This window comes from Tundrisphaera lichenicola, from assembly GCF_051175385.1.
In the GTDB taxonomy this organism is placed as follows: Bacteria; Planctomycetota; Planctomycetia; order Isosphaerales; family Isosphaeraceae; genus Tundrisphaera; species Tundrisphaera lichenicola.
This window is the reverse complement of the sequence record NZ_CP195106.1, coordinates 5422044-5438487: the sequence shown is the minus strand read 5'-3', so window position 1 is coordinate 5438487 and position 16444 is coordinate 5422044. Positions and strand designations below refer to the sequence as shown.

The following is a 16444-nucleotide window of genomic DNA, read 5'->3' as shown; positions in this document are numbered from 1 at the left end:
TCTGGGGACTGGGATCAGGTCAACTACGGGCTCAGTTGACAAAAACCACGAGTTCACCCGATCAGAATTCGAAGGTTACGCCAACTCCAGAGGAAATGGTCAGCCTCCTCGATTCCAGTCGAACCCGAGGGAAGGGGGTGCCGGGGATGATCGGAGCCGTCGTTCGAGGAAACGGGTCGGTCATCATGGGGGCCTCGGGGGTTCGAAAAGTCGGATCTGACGATCCGATCCGGGTCGATCATCAGGTTCACATCGGCTCCTGCACCAAGGCAATGACCGCCACCATGATTGGGACGCTCGTTGAGGAAGGAAAGCTGGCGTGGAACTCGACGATTCAGGAGGTCTTTCCCGGTCGTTCCGGGGGCTTTCACCCTGATTTTCGATCGGTGACCCTTCGCCAACTGCTCGCACATCGCGCGGGGCTCCCACCCAACGTAGCCTGGCGGACCGTGGGCCTGGGGCTATCGGACACGGACAAAAGGCGAGTCGTCCTGTCGATGGTCCTCAAAGACGCACCGAAGTCATCGGGTGGTCATCGCTTCGAGTATTCCAATGTCGGATATGTTCTGGCCGGATTGATGGCCGAGGAAGTCACCGGGATCACGTGGGATGCGTTGATGCAGACCCGCATTTTCGAACCATTGGGGATGACTTCGACGGGTTTCGGTCCGCCGGGGCACTCGGAGGTCGACGATCAGCCGTGGGGCCATATCGAAGTAGGGGGAATATTTCAACCAATCCGGCTCGATAATCCATCGGTGATGGGGCCCGCTGGTACCGTCCATTGCTCCGTCTCGAACTGGGCAAAATTTGCCAGACTCCACCTCGGGAGTGTTCCGGAGGGAAATCGTCCACCGAAGCAAGAAACGCTCAAGGCCCTTCATGCCCCGGCCAAGGATGAGGATTATGTCTGCGGTTGGCTAATTCGAGAACGGGCCTGGGCCGGCGGTTCAGCCCTTTCTCATAGCGGGAGCAACACCACCTGGTATTCGACGATCTGGGTTGCCCCGGTGCGTCAGATCGCGTTCCTGGTCGCCACCAATTCGGGCGGTAATCGGGCTTCCCGAGCATGTGATGAGGCCATTAGTCGGATGATCAGACTGGTCGGCATGGACGGGTCGTGATTCGGGAATGGGAAACTTCCAAACCTTGCGACTCGGTGATTGCGATGATCAATCCGGCTCGATGATTCGCCGAGATCAAAGGAGCCATTTGCCGGTTTCTCCAAGCAGGATCGGAAGCCATCCGTCACCTCTCGAAAGTCGGGCATGGGAAATCGCCGAGAGATTGCCGTTTCGGGCGACCAAGGCCAGAATGCGATAATTGACGCATCCTCGCGATGGGAGGTCCTCAGCTGATGCGACTCGATTACGAAGATGACGGTCCAGGGCCGGTGGTCGTTTTGCTTCACGGTTTTCCATTCGACCGATCGATGTGGTCCAACCAACAATCCAGTCTGGGGTCTGTCTATCGGGTCATCTCGCCCGATTTGAGGGGGCATGGCTCGAGTGCGGCACCTGACGGGGTTTATCCGATCGACGTCATGGCGGACGACGTGATCGAGACCCTCGATAGTCTCCAACTGACCCAGCCCGTGGTTTTTGGAGGCCTCTCGATGGGAGGCTATCTCGCGCTTTCGATCGTGACTCGTCATCCTTCGCGGGTCAGGGGTCTCATTTTGATGAACACGAGGGCTTCGGCCGATAGCTCCGAGGCCGCACAAATTCGCGAAAAACTGGCACTGCAGCTTGAGTCGGATGGGAAAGTCGAAGCCCTGATCGCGGGTATGATTCCCAAGTTGTTTTCCAGGAAAACATTCGCTCAAAACCCCGAATTGGTTGCCCGCTTGCACCAACGGATGATCAAGACGCCAGTGAGGGCTCTAATCGGAACGCTCCGAGGACTAGCTAGTCGACCCGATCGGACCTCCAAACTTCCGGAGATCTCCGTTCCGACCCTCGTCATCGCCGGGCTTGAAGATCAACTCATCCCTCTGGAAGAAACCAAGGCGATGGCCCACTTGATTCCGGATGCTCGGCTGGTGACGGTTCCGGATTCCGGTCATCTCGCGCCCCTGGAGAATCCGCACCCCACAGATCAGGCGATTCTCGAATTTCTCAGCGGCATCGGCTATTGAGGACCAAAGTCAAGCTCGAGCTTGCACGCTTTCCGGGCATTCGTGATAATTTTGTAAGAGACGCAGGCAACCGGCCTGGAACGACGGACGAAACTTCTTGAGAGTCCTTGATGGCCGGACAGCCCGTTGAAGATCCCACTCTGATTGGTACCTCCGAAGGCTTGGGCGAGTTGGTCGCCCACATCCGCCAAGCTGGGCGATTTGCTTTCGACACCGAGTTCGTCTCGGAAGATACCTACGAGCCCATCCTCTGCCTGATCCAGGTCGCGACGAAATCGCGGCTGGCAGTGGTGGATCCCCTGCAGATTGAGGACCTCTCTCCTTTCTGGGACGTCGTGCTCGACCCCTCGATCGAGGTGGTCATGCATGCGGCTGGGGAAGATCTCAGGATCTGCCGGATCCAGGCCGGAAGGATTCCAGAACGGCTTTTTGATGTTCAGATCGCCGCGGGCCTCGTGGGATTCGGCTACCCCCTCTCACTGAGCAATCTGGTCCATCAGGCTCTGAAAGTCTCTCTTATGGGAGGGGAGACTCGGACCGATTGGAGGCGTCGTCCCCTCTCGGACGCCCAACTTCGCTACGCGCTGGAAGATGTTCGACATCTCCTCGAACTCGCCGAGATGCTCGAGGCCGAATTGCACCGCCGAGGTAGGACCGAATGGGCTGAAGCTGAATTTAACTCATTCTTACATGCAATTGATCATCGATCCGATGTGGACCGCTGGCGTCGCTTGTCGGGACTTCACACGCTGAACCGTCGGGGGCTCGAAGTCGCTCGACGTCTCTCCGAATGGCGGTCGAAAGACGCGAAACGGATCAACCGGCCGCTTCGGAGCGTCCTCCGCGATGACCTCTTGGTCGCGATCTCCAAGCGTCAACCGAACACCCGGCGCGATCTGGAAGCCCTTCGGGATTTCAATCGGCCCCAACTCTTGGCCCGCTCTGGAGAGATTTTGAGGGTCATCGCCGAGGCTCAGACTACCCCCATCGAGGACCTTCCCGAACCAGCCGAACGCCACGACGACGGGCCGGGGCTAGCCATGGTCATCAGCCTGCTTTCGGCCACCCTCTCGCAATCTTGCGCGGAAGCGAAGGTTGCGGTCGGCCTGGCCGGTGGTGCGAACGACTTGAAAGTCCTGGTCCGTTGGTATCTGGATGGGATGAACGGCGACCGATCCATCTCGCTGCTAGAAGGCTGGCGAGAAGGGGTCTGCGGACGAACTCTACTGGAGGTCCTCTCCGGCAAGAGGGCACTGCGGATTGTCGAGCCTGGCGCGGAAGTGCCGGTGGTCATCGATCCGATTTCCGGCTGACCCGAATTTGATCGAATCGATCCGATTTTTTGCTTCTTGCACTCGATCGTCGATCGTAAGTCGACACCTTACCGGTTAACTTGAACTGATGTCGGGTTCGTTCGTCGAGTGGGTGTCTCTCCCTTGAATATTAAAACACAAGAGGCCACCCCCGTTGAGGGGCAGCCTCCTGTGGATCTGTCGAATGGCGAGATCAGTCGGAGCCTCAGGCCGAAGTACCCGTCCGACGGCGTCGGGCAACGAACGACCCAAAGCCGAAGCTACCGAGACCGAGCAGGGTCATGGCGACCGAGGCTGGCTCGGGCACGGCGGTGAACGACTGAGTGAAGCCGGCGACTTCAAGCTGGAAGTCGGGGCCGCTGGTGCCGTTGTTCGACCCGATGTTCGCAGCGTGGGTCGAGCCATTGCTGATGTCCACGAACAACTTCGAAGCCGAGACAACATTGAAGATCGGGTCAACGCCCAGGTCAACCAGCGAGGTCAGCAACTGGGGGTTGCCCGACGGCGGCTGGAAGAAATTCGAGTCGTACGATAGGACGGCGGCCCCGATCGTCGTGCTTCCAGTGCCGCTATTGGTCGTCGCGCTCAGACCATTACCGGAACCCGTCGTGTTGAACTTCTTAATTCCACCGCCTTGACTTGCCGGCAGGGCGGTCCGATCGGTGTAGGACGAGCCGACAAAGCTGGGATCTAGCGAAGCGATCTCAGTTCCGACAGCAAAGCCAGTACCATCCGCGTTGTTGTAGACCTTGGAACTATTGAAGAAAATCTTGATCGAATCGGTCGCGGTCGGGACGAGTTCGAAAGTAGCAATGGTGCCAACACCAGCGATGGTCGTGATGCTGGTCACGCGCTCGGTGAAGCTAGCCACGAGCGTGATCTGATAATCCGAGTCAAGACCCGTGGGGGTCGACGAGCTCACTCCATTGACGACCTGAGAGAGGTGCGTCTGGAAGAGGAGTTGGAAGGTGGAGCCGACCTGAAGTCCGCCGTTCTGGATCGCCCCAACCGACAGCGCGTTGCCTGCGCCATAATTCAGCCCGGTGATGGTCTGGGCCGACGCCTGACCACCAGCCCCGTCCGCATCAAACGTGAAGTCGGCCCGAGCCGCCGAGGACCATCCCGCGCCAATCGCCGTGACGATGGCGAGTCGAACGGCCGAGGTCCGTACGATGCTCATCAATTTGGCACGTCTCATGTTGTAGTTCCGCTCCCCACCCTGGAAATAGTTCGACTGAACAGGAGCAAATTGTGTCGAAGATGCACCTTCCGTGTCAAGTCTATGGCTCAAATAGTTCACATTGCGGAATGCGTTGTATTCGAACAACACCATTGTATAAGAAAAAGGCCTGATTCTGTAGAATATAGACCTTGGAGCCTTTCCGAGGGATGATTTTTCGGAACAACTCGTGTTGTTTCTTCGCCACGTCGGCCTGAAACCGAGGCTTAAATTGGTGCGAGTGCTCGATCTCCACCGGAGTTGATGCGGCCGCAAGGCCATTGGGTATAAACATGAATCGAATCGTAAGCTGTTATTCGAATTCCTACGGTCCTCCCGGGGTTCGCCCGGCGGTCGAGGGAATTTCGGCGGCAGGCCTCTCCTACGTCGAGCTTGCTCTCCGGGGGCATGACTTCGGGGGCTTGGTGATCCCGGAATCGGCGGTAGTTATCGAGTCGACACCCGCTCCCGAAGTCTCTTCATTCCTTGGACTTCTCCGCGATCGCTCGGTCAAGGTGAGCGGATGTAATGTCGGCGGGGCCGACCTTCGGACTCCCGAAGGATTCGAACTGACCGCCAGTAGAATCCGATTCGCCAACGCGACTTTCCGGGCTCCTTTGGCGGTCTCGGGGGCGGGTCAACCGACCGACTCCCACGAGCGAAAGATCATCATCGAGCACCTAAGACGCCTCGGAGATCTCGCGACTGACCTCGGAATGCTGCTGACACTGGAGACTCATAAGGGGCCAACCCAGAATGCACAAGCGATGCTGGATTTGATGGGTGATCTGGACCATCCCGGAATTCGGATCAACTTTGACACGGGTAATATCGCCTTTTATAACTTGCGGGCGGATCCTGTGGACGAACTCCAGCGAGTCAAACATCTCGTGGGGAGCGTTCATCTGAAGGACAACCGTGGCGGATTGCAGGATTGGTTTTTCCCGGCCCTGGGAGAAGGCGGGGCGGTGGATTTCCGCCGGATCCGTGAGATCCTCGATGAGGTCGGCTTCTCCGGGCCTTACACCATCGAACTTGAAGGAATCGGAGGCGAACCCGAGCCTGGTCAGGAGGAGCGACATAGGAGAGTTGCCCGAAGTGTTTATCATCTCAGAGCTTGCGGCTATTTCGACTGAGAAGACAGGCGGCTCGGAAAGACTCGTCTTTCGATGGGAAATCGTTATTCTGGGGATTCGGAGTCCGATCTGGCCAAATTCCTAGCGGATCGCTCGGAGTCGCCAATCGGTGCTCGATCCGAGAAACAAGGGCGTTAGGATAAGTCCGTGGTCGCCTGGCGTTCATATCTCGGCTCGGCACTTCCTGTTTCCAGGTGGAAAAATCATGGGCCAGGCGACTTTCGAGGATGGGTTGATCCGGCCCATTGAGCTCGACTACCGGCTGACCCATTCCGACATCTTAAGGTACGCCACTTTGACCCGATTCCGAGCATGTCGACGCCTTTGCCGTCAACAAGGCCAAGGATTGCTTCTTCTGATAAGCATTGGACTTATCTTGTTCTCAGTGTCCTATTTCTCCGAAGGCATTCGCTCCGTCGCGTTGATGATGGCGTGTTCCTCGATTGTCCTGGCTTCCCTGGCTGGTTTTCGAACAGTCTGGTGTTGTCGCAGAACTTCACGAGTCGCTCGTGAACTAGGAGTGCCATTCCCGGTCCACCTGGCCATATCTCCCGCAGGAATCACCAAGAAAGCCGAGGACCAGGAACCCGAGTTCGACCGGACGTTTCTTTGGTCGGAAGTTGATGAGATCTTTCGAGTCGATCATTTGACCGTGATCCTACTTCGACCAGCCGGAGGAGTGCTTTTGATCCCCGACCGAGCCTTCCCTGACGGTCGAGATCGAGCCCTATTTCTGGCCGATATCAGAGGTTGTTGCTCAAATAAGCTATTCCCGATCTGAACTCAAGGGCGTATTTCGTCGATCGACTCCGCCGATATGACCCATGGTTCTCGGGGGATCGCAGCCAGGTCGAACCGACTAATCCAGGCTGAAGCGGGGCTCGGCTCGATTCGGTCCGACCAACCACAGGCCCTAGCAAGCCAACCAATTAGTCTGTCGGCGGGAACCCCCGACTCTCGTAGCCTGGTGATCTTGAGCGATCCTTCTCGCTTGGCCAATCGCCGACCATTCGAGTCAACTGCAAGCGGGATATGTCCGAAATTGGGTGGTTCGAAGCCGAGGGCCCGGTACAAGAGGATCTGACGAGGAGTGCTCGAGACCAGATCATCCCCTCGAATCACTTCGGTCACGCCCATCGTGGCATCATCGTGAACGACGGCCAACTGATAGGACGGCCCGATCCCATCGCGCCCCACGACGAAATCCCCGCCGGTTGTGGAAGGATCGATCCGGACAGGACCGAGGAACCGATCGATCCAGGAGACCGGACCCGGAGGGACCCTGAATCGCCATGCGAATGGCCGATTTTCGAGTGCGCCAACATCCGAGAACGAACGGGTCGAGCATGTACCCGGGTAGGTCGGCCCCTCGTCGGACGCATGCGGGGCAGACGAAGCACGATCAATATCAGCACGAGTGCAAGTGCACGGATAGATCAGATCTTTCGCCGCCATACGCCGTATTTCGGCTGCATACGCTCCCTTGCGTTCTGATTGAACGTAGGGTTCATGCCTCCCGCCGACATCCGGTCCTTCGTCCCAGTCGATTCCTAGCCAGCGAAGGTCTTCGATCGCTGATGAGGCGGCCTCACTCCTGGCCCTCGTAGCATCGAGGTCCTCTTGGCGAAGGATGACCCGTCCCCCTCGACTCCTGGCCGATAGCCAGGCGATCAGGAAGGTCCGGGCGTGGCCCAGGTGCAATCCGCCCGTGGGAGAAGGAGCTAACCTTCCTGTTGGTCGATTAGCGTCAGGGAAGGACATGGCGGGCATCGGTCCGAGAGCACTTGTGCGAGTAAGGATCACCCAGTCTTCCCGACGGGGCCGTCTTCGGTTCTAATCATAGTGTTGAGCAAAGACGGTTGGAATTGTCTCGTCACGACGACGGGCGAGGTCCTCGACCGTCTCCTTTCCGCCTTGACGAGGACTTTCATGGACGCCGAGCTGAAGCGGGACGCCAAGAGCGTCATCGACCGTATTGTCCACTTACGAGACTCTCTTTGACCTGGGCGAAAAAATTGAGAGACGTGACGAACTTGCCCAGCTCATGGAAGGCAACGACTTCTGGAGTGACCAGGAGAAAGCCAAGGGGATCATCGGCGAGCTGAAGTCACTCAACGGGGTGATCAAGCCGTTCGAAGCCCTGGTGCGCCAGGCGGACGACCTGTCGACCTTGATTGAACTGGCCGAGGAAGACGGTAGCGACGATTTCGACGAGGAAGTTCGCGAAACCTCGAAGAAGGCCGATGCCGACTTCCAGGAATTCGAGCTTCGATCGATGCTCAGCGGTCCCAATGACCATTGCAATTGTTACGTCACCATCCACCCGGGTGCGGGCGGGACGGAAGCCTGCGACTGGTCCGAGATGCTGATGCGTATGTACCTCATGTGGGCCGAGGCCCATCGGTACAAAGCCGAGATCATCGACCGAGAAGAGGGGGAAGTCGCCGGGGTCCAGACCGTGACGATCCACATCAAGGGGGATTATGTCTACGGCTACCTCAGGGGTGAGACCGGAGTCCACCGACTGGTCCGGATCAGCCCATTCGGAACGGCGGACAAGCGTCAGACCTCGTTCGCCTCGGTCGAGGTGATGCCCGAGATCGACGACTCGATCGATATCGAGCTCAAGGACGACGAACTGAAGCGTGACGTGTTTCGATGCGGCGGTCCCGGTGGCCAGCACCAGAACAAGACCGAGTCGGGGGTTCGCTACACGCACATTCCCAGCGGAATTGCCGCCGAGTCGCGAAGCGAGCGTTCGCAGCATAAAAACGACGCCCTGGCACTCCAACTCCTCAAGGCCAAGATGATCCGTGTGGAGGAGGAAAAGCGCGAGGCCGAGTTCGCCAAGGCCTATAACGAGAAGGCCGAGATCGGCTTTGGTAGCCAGATCCGCAACTACGTCCTCCAGCCCGACCAGTGGTGCAAGGACCTCCGGACGGAGGTGAAGGTGGGGAATCCCCACGCCGTCCTCGATGGCGGGCTCGATGTCTTCATCGACGCTTACCTCCGGAAAAAACTCGCCCGAGGTGAGGTGCGCAAGGCTTGATCCTCCGAGATCGCAACTCCTCGTTCCTCCCTCGCTGGATGGGATGGAATGAGGGGTTGCGATCTCTCGTCTCCCCGGCTTCCTAACCAGGACCCAAGGCCTCGATCGATGTTAGAGTTGGTTTCGGACGGTGATCGGCGGTCGATCGTGACTGCATCGCTCCGGCTTGGATTTCGATGGTCCGCGGATCGCTGGATTCACGCGATCGAATTGATCTCACCGAGCCGGCCCATCGCCTGGACGATCGAGGGGGATCTCGATCGGGACGACCCCACGCGTGTTGTCAGCCCGGCCTACCAGCAGCTCGAGTTTCAGGAGCGAGGCTCCGGCCTTCAGGCGCTCCTGGTCGGTCAATCGGGCCCTCACCATTTCTCGGCCGTCTTCTCGGTCGAGGAATCACCGGGGGGGGCCGACATCGCTGTCGACATGGCCGATCGTTGCCGGTCGCCGATCGAGGCGCTTGCTTGCACCTACTGGGTCGACGCGGTCTCGGGAGATCTCCTCGAGGCCGACTCGTCGCACATCCGCTGGGGGATCGGCTCGGGACATCTCGACTTTCAGGCTTCGGCCCCCAGTTCGGCCCAACTTTCCGAAGCAGGACGGCGAGCGACGCGAGTCCAGGCGACCGCGGCACTCGATCGCGGATCAAACACGCAACGCTGCCTTTATCAATGGAGATGGCGAGCCGTCGCGTCGCCCTTGCCGTGAATAGCTGACGGACCGGCCAGATTTCGAATTCCCGGATCGGATCAATCACTCTCTCATCATGGAGTTTTCAATGGACCATCTCAAGGAAGCCGACCCCGCGATTTACGAGGCGATCGTCTCCGAAGAACATAGGCAGAGGGATGAGCTGGAACTGATCGCTTCGGAGAATTACACGAGCACCGCAGTCATGGAGGCCGTCGGGTCCGTCCTGACCAACAAGTACGCCGAGGGCTTGCCAGGTCGGCGCTACTACGGCGGTTGCGAGTTCGTCGACAAAGCGGAACAGATTGCCATCGACCGGGCCAAGGAACTTTTCGGATCCCAGCACGTCAACGTTCAGCCACATTCGGGAGCATCAGCCAATCAGGCGGTCTATTACGCAGCGTTGGAGCATGGCGACACCGTGCTGGCGATGGACCTGGCCCAGGGCGGCCATCTGACGCATGGGATGAAATTGAATTACTCGGGTCGTTGGTATCCCACGATCGGATATGGAGTCGATCCCAAGACCGAGCGAATCGACTACGATGGGATTGTCCGGCTTGCCCGCGAGCACAAGCCGAAGTTAATCCTGGCCGGGGCCAGCGCATACTCGAGAATCATCGAGTTCGATCGGATCGCCGAGGTGGCCCGAGAGGTCGGCGCCCTGTTCTTCGTCGATATGGCGCACATCGCCGGCCTGGTGGCCGCCGGGGTGCATCCGAGCCCGGTACCCCTGGCCGATTTCGTCACCACGACCACGCACAAGACCCTCCGAGGGCCCCGTGGTGGGATCGCAATGTGCACTACGGCTTGGGCCAAGAAGCTGGACTCGGCCGTCTTCCCCGGGCTCCAGGGAGGTCCGCTCATGCATGTGATCGCCGGCAAGGCGGTCTGCTTTGGCGAAGCCCTCCGGCCTGACTTCCGTCAGTATGCTCAGCAGGTCATCCACAATGCTCAGGCTCTCGCCGATGGTTTGATGGTAGCCGGATTCCGCCTGATTTCCGGAGGGACCGACAATCACCTGATCCTGATCGACATGGGATCGAAGGGCCTGACCGGCAAGATCGCCGAGGGAGCCCTGGGAAGGGCCGGGATCACCGTCAACAAGAATCTCATCCCGTTCGACAAACGAAAGCCCCTCGATCCCAGCGGGATCCGAATGGGAACGCCCGCTTTGACGACTCGTGGTATGAAGGAGGACGCGATTCGCCAGGTAGCAGCCTGGATCGTTGCCATACTATCGGCCCCCGATGATCATGCTTTGGCCGCTCGAACGCGTGAGGCTATCCGCGAGTTTTCGCGGGATTACCCGGTTCCCGCCGACTCCCAAGGGATCGTCCTGGCCTAACGCCGCCGCCATCCCACTTGAAGATTTCGGATTTTCGTGGTCCCGCGACGTTCTTCCGGTCGTCATCGATCGGTCGTCGCGGGTATTTTTTGTGCTGTTGGTAGGATCAATATTTGGTTTTTGCATGAACTTCGCGGGGGGTTGATCGATCGTGGTTGGATGCGACATGACATGAAAAAGCAGCAAATGTCGATGAATTGGTTGGATGCAGCGAATGTTGTGTGTTCATGGTAAGCTTTTCAAATCATTGGGCTTACGAAAAATGGCCGTCAACTTTCCCCTTTCGACTTCCCGTCCTCGATATCGTGAACTAAGTTCGATATAAGGATCAGCCGAGGGTCGAGGAGGACCTTCGGGAGATATCGAAGACGAGTCGAATCGACGATTGGTCGAGTACATTTCGCACCTCGATCGGGTGCCGAGTAGGTCGAAGATCGTACGCAAGGACGATCCCGTCGGGCTGATGGATCGACATTTTCGGGTGAATCAGTGCTTCGTGGAGTTCCATCGATGACGGATCACGCTGCGCGCCGAGGTGTAATCAACGTCGAGGGGACGGCTCGAAATATCGAGGTCATGATAGCCTCGGGCTTCGATGATTTCGAGCAAGCCTACCTACTACTGGCCCGGAAATACCGGGCTCGTGGTTACGAAGATGTCGGGTCGAAGTTGTTTCGATTCACACCATTTCATGTATTGCCAGGGACCATAACGGTGATCGCCCGAGATCGCGATCAGGTCGTGGCGACCTTGTCGATGGTCCCCGACACCTGCCTGCTAGGGTTGCCGATGGAGTCGGTCTATCCCGAGGATCTGGCACGATTTCGGGCCGAGGGGCGGAGGCTTGGAGAGGTGACCTGCCTTGCGGACGAAGGGCTTGGCCATCGGGAATTCCTCGGGGTTTTTCAGGCCATGATCCGTTTGGTGCAGCAATATCACGTCCGGATCGGGGGCGATACCTGGGTGATCACCGTGAATCCGAGGCATACTTCCTTTTATCAAAAAGTGATGGGAGCACTCCCATTCGGTGTTCGGAAGGCCCATCCCTCGGTGGCGAACGCCCCGGCCGAGGCCTTGTACACGGACCAATCGGTGATGCGTACGAAGGCGCCCAGGACTTACGATCGGATTTTCGGGGTGAGCTTGCCCATGTCGGTGCTTAGTCCACTCCCCCGGCCACTGGATCATGCCACATTCTTCGGCGAACATTCCTCCGCGGCCGACTCTCAGACGATTCGCCGGATCGAAGCGGCCGTGGAGCAGATCGAGGCCGCCCCTCGATGGTGGTCGACGACGATCCGCGAGTCTCCAATCTTCCCCCTCCGACCGGCGGCTTGATTCGACTTGGAGCCCGGAAGGACCATTCGTCTCGGGTTGTCGGGGTTTCGCTCGCGGCATATATTGTGATGGCATCGCATACAATTCCCCACCTTACCGCACCCCAACTCGATCGAGGCGAACCGATGGGTGTGATCGAGCAATCCGGCGTCCGAAGGGATCGACCCGACTTGCCGATCGCTGGGGAGTTCTCCTACGACAAGGCTTTCTCTCGGCATCGAGGCCTGATCAGCCTGGCAGAGCAGGAAAAGCTCCGCCGTTCGCGAGTCGCGATCGTCGGCATGGGCGGTGTCGGTGGAATTCACCTGATAACGCTAACGCGGCTCGGGATAGGATCCTTTCACATCGCGGATCCGGATACCTTCGAGCTGGCTAATTTCAATAGACAGTTCGGAGCAACACTTCGTGGTCTAGGCCATCCCAAGGTTGAGGTCATGGCCGATGAGGCGCATGCAATCAATCCTGAACTGGAGATCAGGACCTTTCGAGAGCCAATCGGTCCGGGGAATATCGATGCCTTCCTCGAAGGTGTCGATGTCGTGGTTGACGGAATCGATTTCTTCGAAATTGAAACCCGTCGTCTCTTCTTTCGGGAGGCACGCCGACGAGGGATCTGGGCCCTTACCGCCGGCCCGATCGGCTTCAGTGCGGCGTCGATCGTCTTCTCGCCGACCGGGATGTCCTTCGACGACTATTTCGACCTGCACGAGGGGATGGGGCGGCTAGACCAGTTGGTTGCCTTCCTGGTGGGCCTCACCCCCAAGGCCACTCATCGCTCCTATACGGATTTCTCCGAGGTCGATACCTCGACTGGCCGAGGACCCTCGGCCGGGCTCGCCTGCCATCTATGCAGCGGGGTGGCGGCCGCGGAGATCCTGAAGATCCTGCTCGATCGACGCTCGACTCGCCCCGCACCTTGCTTCGCCCAGTTCGATGCGTATCACCAGAGGCTAGCCAAAGGGCGGATCGCCTGGGGAAATCGAAATCCCTGGCAACGCCTGAAGCGAAAATTGGTCAAGGCATCACTGATCCGATTAGGCCTGGCAGACGCAGTGTCTGATGGCCGGTCCAAGGGTTAAGTGATCCCGATGAATCAGACCCTATCGCGAATCCTACATTCGGCGATGTCGGCTCCTTCGGGGGATAACACCCAGCCGATCCGGTATCGGGTCGACGAGGGTTCCAGGACCATCGCTCTGGTGCTCGATCCGTCGCGTGATCCATCGCCGATGAACTCCGGGCAGAGGATGGCCCGGATGGCCGCCGGTGCGTCGCTCGAAAACGTGATCCAGGCGGCCCGGTCCATGGGCCTATCGGTCGACTGGCAACCGTCGGAAGGAGAGGTGGTTGCCGTCGTCCAGATCGCCGGAGAACCGGACAAAACCGCTCCTGACGAGGCGATACCCCGTCTCAGAGTGACCAATCGCCGACTCTACGACCGACGAACCATCGCCGACGATCTCCTGGCTCGCCTGTCCCGCGCATCGGGTCCGATCGATGGGGTAACGACCCACTGGATCGTTGATCGCGGACGACTTGATGCACTCGCCGAGTTGATCGGACGGGCCGATGGTGTGATGTTCGGCAACGCGTCGATGCGTCGAGCGTTCCTCGCCAGCGTCCGGTTCGATCAACTCCCCGATGCCACCGTCGAAGAAGGACTATCGTTCGATTCGATCGAGGCCACCGCTCCGGAACGAATCGCCCTCCGCACGATGAAGGGACTTCCGGATCGCATCCTGCCAAGGATGGGCATCGCTCGGGTGTTCGCCGGCAAGGCCCGCCAACTCGTCCGGAGCGCATCGGGACTCTGCCTGATCGTGGCCCCCGACGGTCATGCTGCAACCGACCTGATCGTCGGTCGGGCGCTGCAGCAGTCATGGCTCGCTCTGGCGGAGGAAGGGCTGGCCACGCAACCGATGATGTCCCTGCCGGTACTAGAGAACGTCGAGGATAACGGCTCGCCCGGCCTGAGGAAGGAACTGGGGATTGAGCGGCTCGCCAGCTTGAGGAGGGACTTTCGGGCTCTCGCCCCGGAGATCGGCGAGCGACGGCCTGCGTGGCTCTTGAGGTTCGGGTATGCGTCCCCACCGAGCGGTCGGACCGGCAGGCTTCCGATCGAATCCGTGCTCCGGCAGTGAGCGTTTGATGGGAGTCGAACCGATCGAGACACGTCGACGCCCTCGGATCCTCTTCGTGGCCGAGGCGGTCACGCTGGCCCATGTCGCCCGGCTTCTCGCCCTGGCCGAACGATTGGATCCTCGGGAATTCGAGATCTTCTTCGCTTCCGATCGACGCTTCGGAGAGCCCTGGCTGGGAAAAGGATTTGAGGTTCGAGCGATTCGGTCTATCGAACCATCGCGATTTCTCGAAGCCCTGGCGGCGGGTAGCCCGCTTTATGACGCGGCCACGCTCGAGTCATACCTTTCGGATGATCTTGCCCTGATCGAAGCCGTTCGGCCGGCGGCGGTGGTCGGCGATTTCCGACTCACGCTCTCGATCAGCGCCCGAATGGCACGAGTGCCGTATCTCGCCCTGGTTAATGCTTACTGGAGTCCTTACGCGGAGAAAGGATTTCCGATGCCCGAGTTGCCGATCTCGCGATTCCTGGGCGTTCGGATGGCAACGCCTCTGTTTCGACTGGCGCAACCGATGGCATTCGCCGTGCATGCTCGACCGCTCGACCATCTCCGGAAATCTCGAGGCCTTCCTCCTCTGGGCGGAGATCTTCGGCGGACTTATACGGATGCCGATTGGACTCTCTACGCTGATGTACCCGAACTGGTTCCAACCTCGCAACTACCTCCCAATCACATCTATCTTGGACCCATCGACTGGTCCCCTGGGATCGCTCCTCCAATCTGGTGGAGTGAGATCCAAGGGGAGATCCCGACGATCTACGCGACCATGGGAAGCTCGGGCCGTCCCGGTTTACTCTCAAAGATCCTGGACGCTCTGGCCGATCTACCGGTCCAAGTCATCGCGGCCTCGGCGGGGAAGCTAATCGAGGGCGTGATTCCTCCCAATGCCCGGATCGAACCTTACCTCCCGGGAAAAGAAGCCGCCTCGCGTTCGATGCTCGTAATCTGCAACGGTGGTAGCCCGACGACCCAGCAGGCGTTGGGCATCGGAATCCCGGTCCTGGGACTGGCGGAAAACCTCGATCAGCACCTCAACATGCGGGGGATCGAGAGTCGAGGAGCAGGCGTGTTGATTCGCTCCGAAGATGCCGGACCGTCCGAGATCCGGTCGGCGGTCCTCCGGATGATGGAGGATCCCTCCTTCGGGTCAGCGGCCCGGGAACTTGCCCAGATTTTCGGACGATACGACGCCCATTCCAGGTTCCGGTCGGTCCTCGAGCAGGCCCTCGAAGCGGATCAGGCGGCGGAACTTCGAGCCAGGACGTAATAGCATTTAGAACTTCCCGAGAGGTCGTCGCGGGCGAAACCCTCGGCCCTATACCCGGCGGCGAAGGCTTCGAGAAAGGCTCGACGTACGGACCGGCTCCATCCCTCGGCCAGGGCCGGATCCCGGATGCGGAGCGAAGCGATCTCCTGCGGAATCTCGAGGAGGGCAATCGGTCCGATTTCGCTCGGATCGAGGTGGTCGAATTCCGTAGGAGAACCACCCTCGGAAACACGTGTCTCGATTAATCGAGGAATTTTCGAGAGGTCGTCGATTTCGATCGGCGTTTCACGGCTGGGATCACTGGCCCATTCGACGATCAATCGGTCGGTCGTCGCACCGGCGTTCAACGCATCGGTTCTCCGCCCGTACATGTCCTCGATGTAGCGGCTCGACTTCGCTCCCAGTCGACCGAGGTTGAATCGCGCGTTTCCCGATTGAAGAGGGTCAAACGACCAGGCGAGGCTAGGAATTCCCTCGGACCGGGCGAATTCGCGCTGATACTGCTTGAGTCGCCCTCCAAGTCCGTGCCCTTGCTGGCCTGGAACGACGCCAGTTAATTGTGAATAAAGGCAAGGTCGCCCTTCCACCTTGCCGAGAAAGGCGAATGAGAGGCCCACGGCATCGCCTCGGTCCGTGAACGCTCCCAGGACCAGTCCGCCATGCATGTTCGCCCCGACCAAGGTAGCCAGGGGGACTACGTAGCTGTCGTCGGTGATCCCCCAGGCTTTCCTCTGGGCCTCCTGGCAGGCCTGGTAATCGGCGATCGTGAGAGCTCGGCGGATCTCGACTTCCTGGGACATCATGGC

General features: G+C 59.2%; 14 protein-coding genes. 11 read left to right on the top strand and 3 right to left on the bottom strand.

All coding sequences use genetic code 11. From position 1 onward, the window contains the following. The first annotated feature begins 95 nt into the window (after nt 1–95). The 3 genes from P12x_RS21280 (at nt 96) to P12x_RS21270 (ending at nt 3450) form a co-directional block, all read left to right on the top strand. Complete coding sequence (locus P12x_RS21280; protein ID WP_435006774.1) at nt 96–1124, top strand: serine hydrolase domain-containing protein; 1029 nt, start codon at nt 96–98, stop codon at nt 1122–1124. Nucleotides 1125–1357: 233 nt separating this feature from the next. Beyond that, a complete protein-coding gene (locus P12x_RS21275; protein ID WP_435006773.1) occupies nt 1358–2137 on the top strand; it encodes an alpha/beta fold hydrolase in 780 nt (259 codons plus the stop codon). Nucleotides 2138–2247: 110 nt separating this feature from the next. After that, the gene (locus tag P12x_RS21270; RefSeq protein ID WP_435006771.1) at nt 2248–3450 is read left to right on the top strand and encodes a ribonuclease D; all 1203 of its coding nucleotides are present in this window, start codon (nt 2248–2250) and stop codon (nt 3448–3450) included. 205 nt (nt 3451–3655) lie between these two features. Here the strand turns inward: P12x_RS21270 and P12x_RS21265 are convergent, their stop codons facing one another. Further along, nucleotides 3656–4777: a PEP-CTERM sorting domain-containing protein gene (locus tag P12x_RS21265; RefSeq protein ID WP_435006769.1), complete on the bottom strand. Its 1122-nt coding sequence runs from the start codon at nt 4775–4777 to the stop codon at nt 3656–3658. Nucleotides 4778–4962: 185 nt separating this feature from the next. Here P12x_RS21265 and P12x_RS21260 point away from each other — a divergent pair, with 185 nt between their 5' ends. Beyond that, entirely contained in the window at nt 4963–5805 is an 843-nt protein-coding gene (locus P12x_RS21260; RefSeq protein ID WP_435006767.1) for a sugar phosphate isomerase/epimerase family protein, read from the top strand. Between the two features lie 783 nt (nt 5806–6588). On the opposite strand, the gene gluQRS is transcribed toward P12x_RS21260, so the two are convergent. Further along, the gene (gluQRS, locus tag P12x_RS21255) at nt 6589–7566 is read right to left on the bottom strand and encodes a tRNA glutamyl-Q(34) synthetase GluQRS (protein WP_435006766.1); all 978 of its coding nucleotides are present in this window, start codon (nt 7564–7566) and stop codon (nt 6589–6591) included. Nucleotides 7567–7734: 168 nt separating this feature from the next. On the opposite strand from gluQRS, the gene prfB reads away from it, so the two are divergent. The 7 genes from prfB (at nt 7735) to P12x_RS21220 (ending at nt 15638) form a co-directional block, all read left to right on the top strand. Then, nucleotides 7735–8854, top strand: a protein-coding gene (prfB, locus tag P12x_RS21250) for a peptide chain release factor 2 (protein ID WP_435006764.1) whose coding sequence is annotated in 2 segments (ribosomal slippage) — nt 7735–7803 and nt 7805–8854 — 1119 coding nt in all. Because the reading frame shifts where the segments join, the coding sequence is not laid out codon by codon here. 108 nt (nt 8855–8962) lie between these two features. Continuing rightward, nucleotides 8963–9562, top strand: a complete 600-nt coding sequence (locus P12x_RS21245) for a hypothetical protein (protein ID WP_435006763.1) — start codon at nt 8963–8965, stop codon at nt 9560–9562. 70 nt (nt 9563–9632) lie between these two features. Beyond that, entirely contained in the window at nt 9633–10892 is a 1260-nt protein-coding gene (gene glyA / locus P12x_RS21240; RefSeq protein ID WP_435006761.1) for a serine hydroxymethyltransferase, read from the top strand. A gap of 510 nt (nt 10893–11402) precedes the next feature. Further along, entirely contained in the window at nt 11403–12230 is an 828-nt protein-coding gene (locus P12x_RS21235; protein ID WP_435006759.1) for an N-acyl amino acid synthase FeeM domain-containing protein, read from the top strand. Between the two features lie 125 nt (nt 12231–12355). Further along, complete coding sequence (locus tag P12x_RS21230; RefSeq protein WP_435006757.1) at nt 12356–13309, top strand: ThiF family adenylyltransferase; 954 nt, start codon at nt 12356–12358, stop codon at nt 13307–13309. 9 nt (nt 13310–13318) lie between these two features. Continuing rightward, on the top strand, nt 13319–14371 hold the full coding sequence (locus P12x_RS21225) for a hypothetical protein (RefSeq protein ID WP_435006756.1): 1053 nt from the start codon (nt 13319–13321) through the stop codon (nt 14369–14371). Between the two features lie 7 nt (nt 14372–14378). Next, nucleotides 14379–15638, top strand: coding sequence for a nucleotide disphospho-sugar-binding domain-containing protein (locus P12x_RS21220; protein ID WP_435006754.1), 1260 nt, complete (start codon nt 14379–14381; stop codon nt 15636–15638). On the opposite strand, the gene P12x_RS21215 is transcribed toward P12x_RS21220, so the two are convergent. Next, complete coding sequence (locus P12x_RS21215) at nt 15608–16441, bottom strand: hypothetical protein (protein WP_435006753.1); 834 nt, start codon at nt 16439–16441, stop codon at nt 15608–15610. The genes P12x_RS21220 and P12x_RS21215 overlap by 31 nt on opposite strands. Nucleotides 16442–16444: the final 3 nt, after the last annotated feature.